Raw genomic sequence first — 17,873 nt, forward strand, 5'->3', positions numbered from 1 at the left:
TAGGGCATTTTTGTCCTATTTATTGACCATTTATCTTTTTAAGAAATCGGAAACCCTTATTTAAAGTGTTTCCGATTTCCATACATCCTTTCGATCATGTAAGGATGATCTTATTCATGGCAGCAAAACCTGCAACCAAATCACTGATTTCCTTCATTAAGGATAAACGGTTATTACGGATTGCTTCATCCTCTGCCATGACCATTGTATTCTCGAAATATGACTCTATTTCCGTTTGAAGAGAAACAAGCTGTTCAAACCGTTCATTCTCTTCTTTGGATTCCATATAACGCATTGCCACTTTTTGATATTTTACATATAACGCATTTTCTTGATCATTTTCAAAGGCACTAGGGTCGACTGTCACCTTATTGTCACATTTCACGGCAATGTTCATGACCCGACTTAAAGCTTCCAGGCTTTCTTTAAAGCCAGCTTCGTCTTTTTTCGCATTCAAGACATGTGCACGTTCCACGATAGAGTGGATATAGCCGATCTCATTGAACAGAACTGCATCAATCAAATCGTAACGGATTTGCTGTTCTTGAAGCAGGTGTTTGACACGGGCTTTAAAGAATGTGAACATATCCGCTTTAACTTCTTCAAGATCACGTTTTAAGATGCCTTTTGATTCCAGTCCTTTAAGGCCTAATACAATAAGCTCCTCTAAAGAAATATTCCATTTCTTCTCAGCTAAGATTTGGACGACCCCGCTCGCCTGCCTTCTTAATGCGTAAGGATCCTGGGAACCTGTCGGAATGACACCAATTGCGAAGAATGAAGACAAAGTATCAATTTTTTCAGCTAAACTCACAACTGCTCCAATGACTGAAGGCGGTACATTGTCATCCGCATGTCTTGGCATATAATGTTCATTGATAGCCGCGGCCACTTCTTTGGCTTCCCCTTTTAAGAGAGCATATTTTTCACCCATATACCCTTGCAATTCAGGGAATTCATAAACCATATGACTCACCAAATCGAACTTGGCAATTGCCGCTGTACGAAGCGCCATTTCTTTTTCCGCTTTTAAATTCAAAGCATCCGCAAGGGCACCGGTCACTGCTGTTACCCGGGCAGTTTTCTCGGCTAATGTACCAATTTCTTCATGATAAACGATGCTGTCAAGCTTTTTCAAAGCATCTGAAATCTCTTTTTTCTGATCTTCTTGATAGAAGAATGCTGCATCCGATAAGCGGGCACGCAATACTTTTTCATTACCTTTAGAAACCTTATCCAAATGGCGGTCATCGCCGTTACGCACGGTTACAAAGTAAGCAAGCAGTTTCCCGTCCTTATCTTTAACAGGGAAATAACGTTGGTGTTCCTTCATTGATGTGATAAGTACCTCAGCAGGAAGCTCAAGGAATTCTTCTTCAAAATGTCCAAATAACACCGTTGGATACTCTACCAAATTATTGACTTCTTCAAGCAGATCTTCATCGACCGGGATGATCCAGCCTTTCTCCTGCTCAAGCTCTTTAATCTGATCCAATATAACTTGTCGGCGTTTATCTGGATCCGCCATTACAAATTGTTCTTTTAGCGTATCTTCATACCGTTCCGGCTGCTCGATGATTGCGCTATCGCCCAAGAAACGGTGTCCTTTTGTTTCACGGCCCGTTTCCACGTCAGCAATGCTAAATGGAACTGTCTCATTGCCGAATAAGGCAATCAGCCATTTAATCGGACGGACGAAGCGGAGCTCCTGATTGGCCCAGCGCATATTTTTCGGGAACGTCATGCCGCTGATGATTTCCTTCAGCTCAGATAAAAGCTGAGCAGTCTGCTGTCCTTTTATGAATTTATTCACATGGGCGTATTCCACACCCTTGAGTTCTTTAAAATAAATGTCCTCTGAAGTCATGCCTTGACCCCTGACGAATCCCAATGCGGCTTTAGACCAGTTGCCTTCACTGTCCAAAGCGATTTTCTTGGCCGGACCTTTTGCTTCTTCTTCGATATCCTTTTGGGATTCTTCCACGTCTTTCACCAATACGGCTAAACGTCTTGGTGTTGAAAAAGCTTCAACCGTTCCGAATTCAATCGCTTTTTCCGTTAGCCATTGCTGTACTTTATCTGACAACTGTTTCATTGATGCTGTCACAAAACGGGCAGGCAGCTCTTCCAATCCAATCTCCAATAACAAATCACGCTTGCTCATTTGTATTCTCCCCTTTCACTTTCAGGATCGGGAAGCCTAATTTTTCCCGCTCTTCATAGAAGGTTTTGGCAACCTTACGCGCTAAGTTACGGCACCGGGCAATATAACCCGTTCTTTCCGTCACCGAGATGGCACCTTTGGCATCCAAAAGGTTAAATGTATGTGAACATTTCAAAACATAGTCATATGCAGGATGCACAAGTCCTTCTTCCATTTGGCGATGCGCTTCCTTTTCATACATCGTGAAAAGCTGAAACAGCATATCAAGGTCGGAGGTTTCGAACGTATATTTCGAATGTTCGTATTCCGGCTGACCAAATATATCCCGAACTGTGAATCCATCTGTCCATTCTAGGTCAAATACGTTTTCCTTATCTTGAATGTAAGAGGCGAGACGTTCGATCCCGTACGTAATTTCCACGGAAACCGGCTTACACTCAAGGCCGCCCACTTGTTGGAAATATGTAAATTGAGTGATTTCCATTCCATCAAGCCATACTTCCCAACCTAGACCAGCACACCCTAGTGATGGATTTTCCCAGTTGTCCTCCACAAAGCGAATATCATGCTCAAGCGGATTTATCCCTAAAGCACGCAATGAATCCAAATATAACTCTTGGATATTGTCAGGTGACGGCTTCATGATCACTTGGAACTGATGATGCTGATACAGTCGATTAGGGTTCTCTCCATAACGGCCGTCAGCAGGACGGCGGGAAGGCTCTACGTAAGCAACGCTCCAAGGCTCCGGTCCAATGGCTCTCAGGAACGTGTATGGGCTCATCGTTCCTGCCCCTTTCTCTACATCATAAGCATTCATCAATATGCAGCCTTGTTCAGACCAATGCTTTTGTAACGTTAAAATCATATTTTGAATATTCATCGTACACCTCCAGGTTATTTAAAACGGCTCTTTTTAAAATTAAGGATCGGAAACCATTACATTTTGGCAAACAAAAAACTCCCGTCCCTATGCGAAATGCATAGGGACGAGAGTATACCCGCGGTTCCACCCTAATTGCCGTTTATAAAACGGCCTCTTTTCAAAGCTACATGCTCCGGAAACGCCCTTCCCTGTAAATCCATATCCCGGCTTCCACCGTCCCGGGTTCGCTTTTTATGGAGAATGACAGATACTCTTTTCCATCAACGCAATCTTCTTATTTTGATGATTAGAATTTTATACAAACTAGCATGGAATGTCAATAGGTCAGATCCTAAAACATATCTTTCATCGTATCAATCTGTTTCAGGAACTTTTTTGATTTCAAATGCAGACCGGAATATTCCTCATAATATGCATCGATGATCTTCCGAAGTTCTTTTTTCGTTTCAGGCTTAACGGAAATGTTTCCGAGCCTTGATAAATCGAAATAATAAAAGATTCGAAGCAATTTGACGGCTGAAGGTGAAATTTTATAATGATAAGGGTCTTTCCCCAGACAGCGGTGACAGATAAAGCCCGCTTCCCGAAGCGAGAAGGAGAATTCCCCTTCCGTTTCACCACATACAGCACACTGATTCAGCACTGGGTTAATCCCATTGACGGGCAGCATCTTCATTTCAAAAATGAATTTCAAAACCTCTGCGTCATATTCCTCGTTTATGTAATGCAATGTTTGCGAAAGCAATTCATACAAATATGGATTCGGTTTCTTATCCTCGACGCTTTTATCAAGCAATTCAACAATATATGAAGCATAAGCAGTGGCAAAAAGATCCTCCCTTATGAAACGGAGTGAATCGACCATTTCGCCTTGCTGAAGACTACCGAGTCCGGTTGATGTGGTTACAAGAAAATACCCGGAGCAAAAAAGCTGTGTGACGGCAGAAAGCCTGCTGTTAGGTTTACTGGCTCCTCTAGCCATAACGCCAATTTTTCCCAACTCACGGGTATATATAGTAATGATTTTGTTATTTTCTCCATATGCAGTTCGCCTTATGACAATGCCCTCACATTTTTGGAGCATACCAAGACACCACCCATGCTCGCCAAGACTAACCTATGAAACAGGAAAATCAAATTCTGCTAGCTCATCATTCAATACCAAGTGTCTTTCCTGTCTCTCGACTTCTATCTCCTTAAACAGCAAATAGGTGTCCACATTACCTGTTTCAGTAAATAACTCCCAGGTAAAATCCAACATATAAAGCCCACCTTTCATTTTTAACTAGCAATATGAATATCCGACCATATGGTTAGCTTGACCGTTTTCCGAACTTTCATGACGCGTAAATTTTGTTAATTAATACTCACTCTCATTGAAGCCATAATCGCGGAGCTGGCTTGCTTTGTTCCGCCAATCCTTCTGTACCTTCACCCATAGTTCCAAGAAAACTTTCGAGCCCAATAAGTTTTCGATATCCACTCTGGCACGGCTACCGACTTCTTTAAGCATTTTCCCTTGCTTTCCGATGACAATCCCTTTTTGTGAATCACGTTCGACAACGATCGTCGCCATGACATTAATGGTGTCACTGTTGTCCATTTTTTTAATTGAATCGATGACAACAGCCACTGAATGCGGAATTTCTTCACGTGTCAGGTGCAGTACCTTCTCACGGACCAATTCGGAAATGATAAAACGTTCCGGGTGGTCGGTCACTTGGTCAGCTGGATAAAACTGAGGACCTTCTGGCAGATGTTCCTTGATTTGTTCAAGCAGTGTATCAACATTATTTCCTTCAAGCGCAGAAATCGGAACGACCGCCGCAAAAGGGTAAAGCTGTTGGTATTTTTCAATGATCGGAAGTAAATCATCAGGATGCATTGCATCGATTTTGTTTACAACCAGGAAAACAGGCGTTTTTACGGATTGAAGTTTTTCGATGATAAACTCGTCACCGCGTCCGTACCCTTCAGTCGCATTGATCATGAAGAGAATCAAATCGACTTCCTTCAATGTATTCGTTGCCACTTTCATCATGAAGTCACCAAGCTTATGCTTTGGTTTATGAATGCCGGGTGTATCGATGAAAATCATTTGTGAATCGTTTTGCGTAAGTACACCCTGGACTTTATTTCTTGTAGTTTGCGGTTTATCGCTCATAATGGCGATCTTTTGACCGATGACCCGATTCAGAAATGTACTCTTTCCAACATTAGGTCGTCCAATAATCGAAATGAAACCTGATTTGTAACCTTTTACTTGTGTATCATCAAATAGTTTATCCATTTAAATCCTCCGGTGAAAAAGCTCCTGGAAGCAATTCCTGTACTGTTAGTTCTTTTATATCCCCATGTAAGTTGGTCAAAACGACCGGCATATCCTTTTCACACAGTTCCGAAATAACCTGCCTGCATGCCCCGCATGGGGAAACGGGACCATCGGTATCTGCCACGACTGCAAGTTTAGTGAATTTTTTATCGTTATGGGCATAAGCACTGAATAAAGCTGTCCTTTCGGCGCAGTTACACATGCTATATGCAGCATTTTCTATATTACAACCATGATAGACCTTTCCATCAGCGGTTAAAAGGGCTGCCCCCACCTTAAATTTGGAGTAAGGCACATATGCTTTATCCCTTGCTTTTTTAGCTTCCTCAATCAATTCTTTTGTATTCAATTCACATCTTCCTTTCAAATTGAGTACCATTTCGGCAACCTACAGGCCAAACTTAGGCAAAAAGATAATCAATCCAACTATTATAGAAAATATAGCATATATGAATACAGCTCCGGCTGCAATATCTTTTGCCTGCTTGGCTAGCGGATGGATTTGATCCGTTACCAGGTCCACTACCCTTTCAATCGCTGAATTAACGAGCTCCAACGTAATCGTACCGGCTATGGCCGCTAAAATGAAAAGCCACTCCATCCCATTCAATGAGAAGTACCAGCCAAAGAATACGACGATTGCCGTTAACGCGAAATGTATCTTGATATTGCGTTCAGTCCGAACAGCCTCCAAAATTCCCTGACAGGCAAAAGAGAAACTTTTTAATAAAGGATACCTTTTTTTATCCTTCTCTTGAAAGTCCATATTCTTCCAAGATCTCCTTTTGTTTAGTGAACATCACTTTTTCATCTTCTTCATTCATATGGTCGAATCCTAATAAATGCAGAAAACCATGCAGTGCTAAAAATCCAAGTTCCCGGTCAAATGAATGGCCATATTCTTCAGCCTGTTCTTTCGTACGTTCAATGGAAATGATGATATCCCCTAACATGCGGGGCATTTCCGCACCGACAATTTCCACTTCATCTTCTCCCATTTCTTCAAGTGCAAAGGAAATGACATCTGTAGCTGAATCTTTATGTCGATATTCTTTATTGATTTCCCGAATCCTATCATTGTCTACAAATGTAACTGACAGCTCGGTGTCTTTTTCAATGTTTTCTTTTCTTGCCGCAAATTGCAGAATGCTTTCAACAAGCCGCTGAGCTTCCTCCGTTACTTCATTCGTTTCATCCATTAAATCGATAGCTAAAATCATTCTTTCACCTTCTGTCCTAATTTATCCGGCTCCGGATATTCAATCCTGGAGTGGAAGATACCATTCAGCGATTCACATAAGGAATGCTTCACGATACTCAATTCTCTCATAGTAATGTCACATTCATCAAATTGACCATCAGAAATCCTGTCCTGAATGATGAAACTTACCAGCTCTTCAATCTTATCTGGAGTTGGGTGCTTCATCGATCTCACTGCAGCTTCAACACTATCGGCTATGCCGATGACGGCTACTTCCTTCATTATCGCCCTCGGACCGGGATATCGGTAGGCCGCTTCGAGGGTGGTCTCATCCTGTTTTTTTGCCTTATGGTAGAAAAACTTCAATAAAGTCGTACCGTGATGCTGCTCTGCAATATCCACAATCTCTTTCGGGAATTTGTGACTGCGCAGCATCTCCCCGCCATCTACGGCATGGGCAATAATGATATCCCTGCTCGTTTCCGGCTGCAGCCGATCATGCGGGTTCTCTTCATTCATCTGATTTTCGATGAAGAAGTGCGGCCGCTTCGTTTTACCTATATCATGATAATAGCTGCCGACCCTTGCCAGCAATCCATTCGACCCGATGGCTTCACAAGCGGATTCCGCCAAATTGGCAACCATTACACTATGATGATATGTCCCCGGTGCCTCAATCAAGATCCTCCGCAATAACGGATGATTGGGATTCGCGAGTTCGATAAGCTTAATTGATGATAAGATCCCGAAACCAGCCTCGAAAAACGGTAACAGGCCCATTGTCAAAACGGCTGAACCCACTCCAGAACCTATGGCAGCAGCAGCATAATATAAGTACTCCATTCTAGTATAATGGCTGTCCATAATAAAGATGAGCGAAAAAACAAATGCCATATTGATTAAAGACAATAGCAGCCCCGCTACCAGCACCTTTGATTTGAAATTTGGCCTAGATAGAATGATGATTGCCGTCAATCCCCCGAAAATGATATAAAGCCCCATCGAGAAATCCAGATTTCCAGGTGTATCGCCATTAAATATAATCGTACCATACGAACCTAGCAATATGATCATTGCCACCGCTAACTTATCATTCAATAATATCTTGATGAGCATCGCCGCCATGGCACCCGGAAAAATGTATTCCAGGTTCGAGTTTTTCAGGTCTGCCAGAATGCTGACCGTTTTCATGGTAGCCATTGAAAGGATAAAGACAAGACTGAAGATCAATAACTGATTGTACTTGTTATCCTTTTTGGAAATGGAATAGTAGAAATAGTAATAAAAAGCGGCAAAAGTCAGGAATATGAATAACAGCAGGCCGATATACGGGTAAATGGTAGACTCCGTATTTAAGAAGCCTGCCAGTTCAAGCTGCCTATATACATCCCTGTCCACTAATTGATTTTCTTCAACGATGATTTGACCTTGAAGGATCCTGATTGGCTCCACGCTTTCAACCGCTTTCCTTCGCTGTTCTTCGGTTTTGTCCTTATCGAAAAATACATTCTGAATGATTGCCGTACGTGCAAGGGAAGTGGAGGCTTTTTTCATATCGCCACTAATGCTCATATAACCCAATTCCTCTACAACCTTCTTCTTGGCATTTTCGACGTCACTTGCAGCGATTCGGGAGCCCATCACATTATTCACGGCAGTAATGGTTGAATCCTTCGCTATTTTCAACTCATCTTCATCCGCCTGCACTAATGCCAGGAAAACGGATTCCTCGATATTTTTATTCACTTCATCGGTCAATTTTTCTTTTAATATGGAAACTTTTTGAGCATCCGTCTTTACGGGCTCTTTTTTATCATCTTTTTCCTCATCTTCTTTATGATCTCCATCGGGGTCCGTTTCTTTATTCACCTCTATTGCTGAATCGAAAATGGATGAAATCAGATCGACTTTATTTTTGGCATATTCCTTTTTTAAAGAATAAACATCCGCCACCTGTTTTGAAATCTCTTCTTTTTCCTGTTCCGTCTTATAGGTATCTTCCACAGTCTTGGTTGAACGTATTGTTTGTTCCGCAGGCTTAAAAAGCTCTACCTGAACCCTTTCCGGCTTAACATTGGAGAACATTAACCCATACGCAAACAAACCAAGTATGATGAACAAAAGCACTTGAAAAAAGCGATGGACCAACAGCCCTTTTATTTGAGTGAAAAATTTCTGGATACGATTCAAGGAAGGTCCTCCTAAAAAAAATGATGTTTATTATTCTAGATATGTAAAATCATAACAGTTTTTATGTGAATTTTCACCTTCGTATTGATAAATGAAGCTTCTTATCCACTTTTTCCCCATAAAGTTTGTCATTTAGACACATCACGAAAAATCCGCCGATTGAAATGGCGGATTTTTTCTTATGACTTCGCCTGCTCGTAAGCAGTAATGATTTTGGCGACAAGCGGATGTCTTACTACATCACTTTGTTCAAAATAAACAAAGGAAAGGCCTTTAACATTCTTCAAGATCTCTTCTACCCGGATCAGACCTGACTTCATACCTTTCGGAAGGTCAATCTGGGTCCGATCTCCCGTAATGACCATTTTCGATCCGAAACCAAGCCGGGTCAAGAACATCTTCATTTGGGCTTCCGTCGTATTCTGGGCTTCATCCAATATGACAAAGGCATCTTCAAGCGTACGGCCCCTCATATAAGCCAGAGGAGCTATTTCGATCGTTCCGCGCTCTATCATCCTTAGCGTCTGTTCCATCCCTAGAAGGTCATGGAGAGCGTCATACAGCGGTCGTAGATAAGGATCTACCTTTTCCTTCAGATCACCAGGCAGAAAACCAAGGCTTTCCCCTGCTTCGACGGCAGGCCGTGTCAGGATGATCCGTTTAACATGTCCATTTTTCAATGCATTGATGGCCATCACTACAGCAAGGTAGGTCTTCCCGGTTCCGGCAGGCCCAATTCCAAATACAAGATCCTGTTTCTTTATAGCCTGGATATAGTATCTTTGCCCGATCGTTTTGACTTTAATGGATTTCCCCTTAGCCGTTTTAGCGATTTCCTCATCATATAATTCACCGAAATACTCCAATGTGCCTTTTCTTGCCAATTCAATTGCATAAAGCACATCCCTGGAACTGATTGCAATTCCTTTTCTGACCACTGTCAATAATGCCTTGAGGATTTCCTCCCCCATCGTTACCCGCTCGATATCCCCGGCAACACTCACCGCTTCACCTCGGGTTATGACGGAAATGCCAAGCTCCTCTTCGAGCACTTTTACATTTGAATCCCCATTGCCCAATAATGCGATCGCTTCATTGGGTGATTCTATTTCGAGCTTAATTACTTTCACATCATCTGCCATTCGTTAGTCTCCTTGAATGATTGGCTGTCCAATCGCTATATCTTCAATAACTTGGTAATGTATAGATAATTTAACTTTACCATTGTCCATGCTTTCGTGCAAAATTTTTTCCTCGACGATTTCATCTTCCTCTTCTAAATGCTTTTTCAATTCTGCTTTAGCCATTTTCCTGCCTTCCTTCACCGCTTCTTTCTCCGTATAACTTCGTACAATATCTTCCTTGCTCCTCAAGGTCACTTGTTTATAGGAAATGGGAAGTTCCCATTGAAGAAAGTGAAATGGCCTCACTGTCGTTTCTTTTTCCTGTTTTTCATATCCCGGATCCTTGAAACCCCATACCGGAAGGGAAAAGCCCCCCATTTTCAAAAAGTGCCTGCTCGTTTCATCTCCGTTAAAAACAGAAAACTTGGTTTTTAACGGAACTTCCACTTTCGCTTTATACCACGTTTTCCCTTTTATTACTCCCTGTGCGGATACAATTTCCTGTTTATCCTCTTTTCCAATCAATCCCGAAACAAGAAGCTGTCCTTTTCCTACATAATCATTCACATTAACAATAGATTGTCCCTTTTCAACGAACATATCAGTGATGATCGCCTTTTTGGAAGCTACCAAATTTTGCGGAGATGTTTCCTCGACCTCTTTAGGTTGCCGTTTTTCTACAACCCGAAAATGGTATGTCGTTCCCTTTAGCTCTACCCCTACCCATGTCAATGCACCAATCCGGTCCGACAGCTTACGCTGAATCGTATCCACATCATCCACAAAGAATTGCACTTTCCCAATCTTCACGCCCATCTTGTCCAATTCTTTCCGGATGGCATGCTCGGTTGCGGGTTTGGCATCTTGAACCTCGATGCCCCAAACCATATTGGAAAGTACAAATATACAAAGCAGGAAAGCGATCATCCCCGCTAAAAACCCGCTGTTTTTCATGACTCTCTTTATTAGGAAAGGGAAACCCTTTCCCTGCATGAACTTTACTTTACAATCGCTCTTACGCATGACCTGACGGAGTTTGGGGATATCCCTGATATCCATATGGAAAATCAGGGCTTCACTTCCGACACGCTTCACATCCCAGATATGAAGCCCCCTTCTCGTCAGCATATTAATCAGCCGTTCTGCACCTTTGCCATAAGCCTTCACCTTTACATAGCCTGTATAATAGTTTGTCCATTGGTTTTTCATGGAGACCTCCCGGGATCATTCATTGATAAAATAGACCTTATCGATTTTGCCTTCGAGCATGATTTCTTCCGGCAAAATCGTCTTTATGACAAAGGCATTTCCCTTTATCAGCAACTGCCCATTTTTAAGCATCAATCGCACTTCGCTGTCTGTAAAAGCCAATAAGCCACGATGGTTTTCAATATAAATATGTAATTGTCCGATCATTGTAATTCGCGGCAGGTCCATCATGACATCTTGCGGAAGGTCCATTGTTTTGGTCATAAGCTGTTTCACTCTTTTTCCCCAATTGCGTGCCATAAAAAAGAACCCCCTTTCATCTCAATGTATGAAATGAAAGAGGGTTCTAGCACAAAATTATAAGTGAATGAGAGTCTATTTTTTCATGCTCATTTAATGACGGGCTTAAAAAAGCCCGGGGCTCCGAATCACCTTCTGGACCTCTGAAGACTTCTCTTCGCCCTTGGCGGTCCCAGCACTTCTGACATGATGATGCCATCAATCAGCTGTTTTTTACCAAAAGACGGCCCTTGGCGATAGACCGGACTTTTATTATCAGAAATCGTTGATGTAAGTTGATCCGCCTTCGCTTTTTGATATAAACGCTCCTGATCGTACTTCTGCTGAAGCCTTCTAAGCTCCGCAATCCTTTTGTTCGCATCGTTCGTCGTCTCATCGATCACTTCAACAGCCTGAGCTGCCTGCTGTTCGACTTTCCTTACAGGAGCAGGAGCAGGGGCAGGCCTTTGCTGCGGATTCCCTTGCTGCATTTCACCTTGAAGCTCCCGCATGACCTCCTGCCATTTCTTTTTCGGAGGCGTGTTAGGATCATCAAATTGCTGAGGCTGCTTTTTCTTTCCTAACATGGACGTTAAAATACCGATCAAGACAATGATAAGGAATGGGTTCTTGAGAAAGAAATCAATAAAATCTCCCATTTAAAGACCTCCCTTCCCTGACCTAATTATTATTATTATGGTTATTGTTGTTATCTTTTGGATTTTCGGATATTTTACTGATGGAACCGCGCATATCCGTATCGGCCGTGATATTTTGGATATTCATATAATCCATCACTCCAAGGTTTCCGCTTTTCAGTGCATCGGCCATGGCCAACGGAACTTCCGCTTCGGATTGAACAACCTTCGCTCTCATTTCCTGAACACGGGCAACCATTTCCTGTTCAAGCGCAACAGCCATTGCACGGCGTTCTTCGGCCTTTGCCTGGGCTATTTTCTTATCGGCTTCGGCTTGGTCCGTCTGTAATATGGCCCCGATATTTTTACCGATATCCACTTCAGCGATATCAATGGAAAGAATTTCGAATGCCGTTCCTGAATCCAACCCTTTTGATAGAACCGTTCGTGAAATCAAATCGGGATGTTCCAGGACATCCGTGTGCATTTTCGAAGCACCGATCGTCGATACGATCCCTTCCCCTACACGGGCAATGATCGTCTCTTCACCGGCACCACCGACTAGACGTTCAATGTTGGCACGGACCGTGATCCTTGCCTTAGCTTTCACTTCAATACCATTCATCGCCACACCAGAGATGAACGGAGTTTCAATCACTTTCGGGTTAACGCTCATTTGAACAGCCTGCAATACATCACGACCGGCAAGGTCAATAGCTGCACCCCGTTCGAAAGGTAATGTGATATTGGCGCGTTCTGCAGCAATTAATGCATTCACAACTCGATCGACATTACCGCCTGCAAGGTAATGGCTCTCCAATTGATTCGTTGAAACATTGATTCCAGCCTTATGGGCCTTGATAAGAGGATTGACGACCCTGCTTGGTATAACGCGGCGAAGCCTCATCCCAACTAATGTAAATATACTGATTTTGACTCCTGCCGCTAAAGCGGAAATCCATAGCATTACTGGTACGAATGTGAAAAACACTGCCAACACGATGATGGCAGCAATCACTGCCAGTACAATAAATATCGTTCCTGAAGTTATCACTTAATGATTCATCCTTCCTGTATCTTTTAATTTTAATTTGAATCCGGAATTTCCCGGACGACTACCCTTGATCCTTCAACTTTAACGATGATGATTGACGAACCTTTGGAAATAAAGCTTCCTTCGGTCACGACATCCACTCTTTCTTCTTTGACCAAAGCTGTTCCTGAAGGCCTCAAGTCTGTAAGGGCCTTCCCTTCTACACCTAATAAATCCAAACGATTCGGATTGCTCACATATCCTTGTTCCGTTTTTGTTGCATCGGTTAATATCATTTTCCTGAAAAATTTCATCTGTTTTCCAAACACCTTTACAAGTAGGATGAATACCAAAATGGATACGGTAACCGCAATTAGCAAGGATATCGTCATATGGACCGGATCACCTGTTGCGAGGAATAAACTCCCCACTATCGCGGTAAATCCGAGCAGCCCGATAATCCCCCCTGGGATAAAAAATTCAATTAGTACGAGAATGACCCCGATGATGAACATCGCTAACGATTCGTATCCGGTGATACCGGCGACAAGATGACCATAGAAGAATAAGACAAGACTGGTGATTCCAATGACCCCCGGAATTCCAAAACCGGGTGAAAACAATTCCATCACAATCCCGATTCCCGCTATCGTTAACAAAATGGGAACGACGATCGGGTTGGTCAAAAAGCGGGCAAGCTTCTCAGGAAAGCTTTCTTCGATTGACCGAATATCAGCATCCTCAACTCCAAGTATACTATACAGCTCCGCTTTCCCAGAGACGGTGCCTTCACTATACCCAGCCTTTTTTGCCTGTTCTGCTGTAAATGTCAGCAACTTCCCTTTTTCCGCTCCATATTCGGGTAGATCGATGTCAACATCCGCCATCGCCTGGGCGTAAATGGGATCACGTCCATTTTGTTCTGCAGCAGTCTTCATGGCAGCTAACCAATAAGATTGCGCTTTCTTACCTGCAGCGTTCCCTGTTGAATCAATCACAGCCGCAGAACCCATGGTGGCACTCGGAACCATATAAATCTCATCTGCGCTTAGAGAAATGTATGCCCCTGCAGATAAAGCCCTGTTATTGACGTAGGCAACTGTCTTGATTGGTGAATCCGACAGTAACTTTGCAATTTCCCCCGCTGCATCCACAGCACCTCCAGGGGTATTCACCTCGAAAACGACAAGATCTGCATCAGCTGCTTCAGCAGTGGTCAGCGCGCGTTCCAAAAAGGCCGAGAGTCCCTTTTCCACCGTTTCTTCAATTGGTACATGGTAAACGATCTTCTCGTTTGCAGATACCGTCGATCCCCCAAAAGAAGACATGGTGAACAGCAATCCAAATAAGAGTACAGATAAATAACGCCAAATTTTCAACGGAACGCCCCCTTTCCCGTATTAAACGCGGTAAGTGCCTCCAGTATTCAGGAGGAAAACCTACCAGTAAATTCAGCACACAACTAAAATTCGAATAAGGAGCAAATGAAGCAACCCTTTACTCTGTTCTTAAGTTATTACGTATGTATATGAAAAAGGTTTCAAAAAAAGCTAATAAAATTAAAAGTGCCCCTATTATCTTGGGCTTCGTTTGAATAATATACGCATAAAAATCATGAAATACACAAAAACCACAGGCAATTTGCCTGCGGTTAGGTTTCGAGTTTTAAGTTTAGAGTTTAAGATAGATGTTGTTGTACTAATTTGTTTACTAGAGAACCATCCGCTTTACCTTTAACTTTAGGCATTAAAGCTCCCATAACTCGGCCCATATCTGCTTTGGATGTTGCATTGACTTCTTCAATCGTTTGTTTAACGATTTTAGAAATGTCTTCTTCTGAAAGTTGCTCAGGCATATATGCCTCTACGTATACTAGTTCGGTGCGGACTTTATCCACGAGATCTGAACGACCTGCGTTTTCAAACTCCTGGAGGGAGTCTTTGCGTTGTTTTAATTCGCGAGAGAGCACTGTCAATTCTTCATCATCTGTTAAATCTTGTCTCTGCTTCATGGCTTCGTTTTGAATAGAAGCTTTCAGCATCCGAATAACAGATAGTTTGTCCTTTTCCTTGTTCTTCATCGCTTGTTTCATATCATTATTTAAACGCTCGAGAAGACTCATCTTTCCACCCTCTCTTAGAATTTACGTTTTCTTGCAGCTTCAGACTTTTTCTTACGTTTTACGCTTGGTTTTTCATAAAATTCACGCTTCCTAGCTTCCTGAAGCGATCCTGCTTTAGATACAGTACGTTTGAAACGACGAAGAGCATCTTCAAGCGATTCGTTTTTACGAACGACGGTTTTAGACATCTCTTTCCCTCCCTCCGAAAACAACACACTAACTCAAGTTGTCAACATGTTATACATGTACTAAACAATTATAATATATCATCTTTAGCAGGTCAACCAATAAAATCAAACTTATTTTGAATATCATCATGTTATTATCATAATTTTTCACGAAACGATGATTCAACCTGCATGAAAATCCAATTTATAGCATGTCTCCCGTCATTGGGCCATAAGCTTACTATGAGGTGACAGTCATGCATGAGCTATTTTTATTCCTTTTATTCATTATGATATTTTTGGCAGGTATGTCGGTTTTACGAATCGGACTGTTCAATATGTCAGGTGCAGCATTAAAAACTTTTCTCTCAAAGGTTACGGATAAGCCATGGAAAGGCTTCATGGCCGGAACCATCTTTACCGGGATCCTGCAGAGCAGCTCGGCGGTAATGGTCATGACGGTCGGCCTCGTTTCCGCAGGAAGCTTAACGTTCCCGCAAACGATCGGGATTATTCTTGGAACGAATATCGGATCCACCTTTACAGCAGAGTTCATGACCTTCTCTCTGGATCGTTGGATCATTCCCGGTGTCGTAAGCGGCGCTTTCCTTTGCTTCATGCCAAAAGCATTACCGAGAAGCATAGGGATGTCACTGATCGGAATCTCGGCCATCTTCGCGGCGATGAGTGGTTTCAAAACGCTTTCGACACCGATTGCAGCCTATCCATCCATACAAACGCTCATCCATTACATAGAGGGCCACATGAGCTATGCCCTATTAGCCGGGATATTATTGACGGCACTCATTCACTCCAGTTCGGCAACCATTGGGATAGCCATGAGCTTTTTGCTGAATGGGGAGTTATCCGTCTCTTCCGCAATCATCATCATGCTCGGATCGAATATAGGCACATGCATCACCGGATACATGGCCAGCATCGGTTCCGGTAGACAAGCTGCCTTCACAGCTTATTCACATATTTGGCTAAACGTCATAGGGGTTGCCGCATTCCTGCCTTTTGTGGACATCCTGGAAAGAACTGCTGCCTTTTTCACCGAAAACAAGGGGACACAGCTGGCCCATGCCAGTGTCATTTTCAATATCTTGACTTCTTTTGCCGTCTTGCCATTCGCACGGCAATTCTCCAACCTCATTCTTTTGGTGCATCGGCCAAACTTTAAAAAATAAGGAGCTGTCCAAAAGTCATTAGTGACTTTCTTTCAGGGCAGCTTCGTGTGAAGATTGGACATCATATGTAGCTGCACCAGATATAAAAGGATAAATGATTACTGGGAGGTTTTTTAGCTAATCTTTTTATAATTAGTTTTATGATTCAATAAGCTCAAACCACTCGATATAACAGGAGCTAATATCAAAATAATCAAACCTATAAATAAAATGGTTATTGAAGTGTCATATACCCAAAATTTCACCACTCATCTAAAGTAGTGTTAATGATAAATGAAAAAATTAAAAACCTTTTTTCATTTCCCTCCCCATGTTCATGCATTTAATATAAGCAAGTTTACTCACTGTTGATTCCCCCTAATATTTATTAAATCCACAATAAGCTTTTTTTTGAATTTATGGGTTCCAAAAATGACAAGTACAAGTCCAAAAATGATACGGGTCCTCTTTGTTCATGGAAGAAATAGGCGCAATGCACAAACACATTGGATATCACCAGTTGAATTACAAACCGATTTTTTTATGGAAGTAATAAAAAAAAGGCGGAGAAAAATAAAATATTTTTCTCCGCCTTTTTTATTTCAGGGAGTTATTATACGGTCCCTTTTTAAAATCAATAATCGGAATCAGCCGTTAAGCCCTTTACGATGGAGACACCTGCACTCGCTCCAATTCTTGTTGCACCAGCTTCAATCACTTTCTGGGCATCGCTCGTATTGCGGACTCCGCCTGAAGCTTTGACACCGATATCCGGGCCAACCGTTTTTCTCATAAGCGTGATATCTTCAACAGTCGCTCCGCCGGTCGAAAAACCAGTTGATGTTTTCACATAATCCGTTCCTGCTTTTACGGCCAATTCACATGCACGGACTTTTTCTTCATCAGTCAATAAAGAAGTTTCAATGATCACCTTTGAAAGAGCCTTACCAGTGGATGCCGCTACCACAGCACGAATATCCCGCTCTACCAACTCATCATCCTTGTCCTTCAATGCGCCGATATTGATCACCATATCGACTTCGTGAGCGCCATTGGAGATGGCGTCCTTCGTTTCAAAAGCTTTGGTTTCCGGTGTGGTTGCACCTAGAGGGAAGCCGATGACCGTACAAACTTTCACTTCTGAACCTTCCAAAAGTTCGCTTGCATATTTCACCCAAGTCGGGTTTACGCATACGGAAGCAAAGTTATACTCTCTCGCTTCTTCGCATAATACCTTTATTTGCTCTTTGGTTGCATCTGCTTTTAATAACGTGTGGTCAATTAAACCTGCTACATTTTGTGACATTAATAAATCCTCCTCAAAAACAATCTATAACTAGTTGTACGTACCTCTCATGA

Annotated in this window: 19 protein-coding genes and 1 other annotated feature; of the genes, 1 reads left to right on the plus strand and 18 read right to left on the minus strand. The window is 42.4% G+C overall.

The window, feature by feature from the left end; all coding sequences use genetic code 11:
- Positions 1–94 precede the first annotated feature (94 nt).
- The 17 genes from glyS to rpsU form a co-directional block, all read right to left on the minus strand.
- The gene (gene glyS / locus AC3ISB_RS18875; protein ID WP_141994198.1) at positions 95–2,164 is read right to left on the minus strand and encodes a glycine--tRNA ligase subunit beta; all 2,070 of its coding nucleotides are present in this window, start codon (positions 2,162–2,164) and stop codon (positions 95–97) included.
- On the minus strand, positions 2,151–3,047 hold the full coding sequence (gene glyQ, locus AC3ISB_RS18880) for a glycine--tRNA ligase subunit alpha (protein ID WP_034308488.1): 897 nt from the start codon (positions 3,045–3,047) through the stop codon (positions 2,151–2,153). The genes glyS and glyQ overlap by 14 nt, the downstream gene beginning before the upstream one ends.
- A 99-nt stretch (positions 3,048–3,146) precedes the next feature.
- Positions 3,147–3,323 (minus strand) — a binding site (T-box leader).
- A gap of 58 nt (positions 3,324–3,381) precedes the next feature.
- Entirely contained in the window at positions 3,382–4,134 is a 753-nt protein-coding gene (recO, locus tag AC3ISB_RS18885; RefSeq protein ID WP_098369778.1) for a DNA repair protein RecO, read from the minus strand.
- Between the two features lie 33 nt (positions 4,135–4,167).
- Entirely contained in the window at positions 4,168–4,311 is a 144-nt protein-coding gene (locus AC3ISB_RS18890) for a YqzL family protein (RefSeq protein WP_098369777.1), read from the minus strand.
- Positions 4,312–4,410: 99 nt separating this feature from the next.
- Positions 4,411–5,340: a GTPase Era gene (gene era / locus AC3ISB_RS18895; protein WP_034308493.1), complete on the minus strand. Its 930-nt coding sequence runs from the start codon at positions 5,338–5,340 to the stop codon at positions 4,411–4,413.
- Complete coding sequence (locus AC3ISB_RS18900; RefSeq protein ID WP_076365241.1) at positions 5,333–5,731, minus strand: cytidine deaminase; 399 nt, start codon at positions 5,729–5,731, stop codon at positions 5,333–5,335. The genes era and AC3ISB_RS18900 overlap by 8 nt, the downstream gene beginning before the upstream one ends.
- 39 nt (positions 5,732–5,770) lie before the next feature.
- Entirely contained in the window at positions 5,771–6,148 is a 378-nt protein-coding gene (locus AC3ISB_RS18905; protein WP_063233011.1) for a diacylglycerol kinase family protein, read from the minus strand.
- Entirely contained in the window at positions 6,126–6,602 is a 477-nt protein-coding gene (gene ybeY / locus AC3ISB_RS18910) for an rRNA maturation RNase YbeY (RefSeq protein ID WP_076365237.1), read from the minus strand. Before ybeY ends, AC3ISB_RS18905 begins: the two co-directional genes overlap by 23 nt.
- A complete protein-coding gene (locus AC3ISB_RS18915) occupies positions 6,599–8,773 on the minus strand; it encodes an HD family phosphohydrolase (RefSeq protein ID WP_141994197.1) in 2,175 nt (724 codons plus the stop codon). The genes ybeY and AC3ISB_RS18915 overlap by 4 nt, the downstream gene beginning before the upstream one ends.
- A gap of 179 nt (positions 8,774–8,952) precedes the next feature.
- Positions 8,953–9,915, minus strand: a complete 963-nt coding sequence (locus AC3ISB_RS18920; protein WP_098369775.1) for a PhoH family protein — start codon at positions 9,913–9,915, stop codon at positions 8,953–8,955.
- A 3-nt stretch (positions 9,916–9,918) separates the two neighbouring features.
- Entirely contained in the window at positions 9,919–11,106 is a 1,188-nt protein-coding gene (gene yqfD, locus AC3ISB_RS18925) for a sporulation protein YqfD (RefSeq protein ID WP_098369774.1), read from the minus strand.
- A gap of 15 nt (positions 11,107–11,121) precedes the next feature.
- The gene (gene yqfC / locus AC3ISB_RS18930) at positions 11,122–11,406 is read right to left on the minus strand and encodes a sporulation protein YqfC (RefSeq protein ID WP_098369773.1); all 285 of its coding nucleotides are present in this window, start codon (positions 11,404–11,406) and stop codon (positions 11,122–11,124) included.
- A gap of 128 nt (positions 11,407–11,534) precedes the next feature.
- Positions 11,535–12,044, minus strand: coding sequence for a hypothetical protein (locus AC3ISB_RS18935; protein ID WP_480338630.1), 510 nt, complete (start codon positions 12,042–12,044; stop codon positions 11,535–11,537).
- A gap of 22 nt (positions 12,045–12,066) precedes the next feature.
- Complete coding sequence (floA, locus tag AC3ISB_RS18940; protein ID WP_375781440.1) at positions 12,067–13,059, minus strand: flotillin-like protein FloA; 993 nt, start codon at positions 13,057–13,059, stop codon at positions 12,067–12,069.
- A 50-nt stretch (positions 13,060–13,109) separates the two neighbouring features.
- Positions 13,110–14,429 (minus strand): NfeD family protein, encoded by a 1,320-nt coding sequence (locus AC3ISB_RS18945; protein ID WP_452450826.1) that lies wholly within the window; start codon positions 14,427–14,429, stop codon positions 13,110–13,112.
- Positions 14,430–14,734: 305 nt separating this feature from the next.
- Positions 14,735–15,178 (minus strand): GatB/YqeY domain-containing protein, encoded by a 444-nt coding sequence (locus AC3ISB_RS18950; protein WP_144526679.1) that lies wholly within the window; start codon positions 15,176–15,178, stop codon positions 14,735–14,737.
- 14 nt (positions 15,179–15,192) lie between these two features.
- Entirely contained in the window at positions 15,193–15,366 is a 174-nt protein-coding gene (gene rpsU / locus AC3ISB_RS18955; protein WP_028391853.1) for a 30S ribosomal protein S21, read from the minus strand.
- Between the two features lie 236 nt (positions 15,367–15,602).
- On the opposite strand from rpsU, the gene AC3ISB_RS18960 reads away from it, so the two are divergent.
- Entirely contained in the window at positions 15,603–16,535 is a 933-nt protein-coding gene (locus tag AC3ISB_RS18960) for a Na/Pi symporter (protein ID WP_489273825.1), read from the plus strand.
- Positions 16,536–17,148: 613 nt separating this feature from the next.
- Here AC3ISB_RS18960 and deoC read toward each other — a convergent pair.
- Positions 17,149–17,820, minus strand: coding sequence for a deoxyribose-phosphate aldolase (gene deoC, locus AC3ISB_RS18965; RefSeq protein WP_063233000.1), 672 nt, complete (start codon positions 17,818–17,820; stop codon positions 17,149–17,151).
- Positions 17,821–17,873 lie beyond the last annotated feature (53 nt).

This window comes from Peribacillus sp. GL_122 (assembly GCF_057835005.1).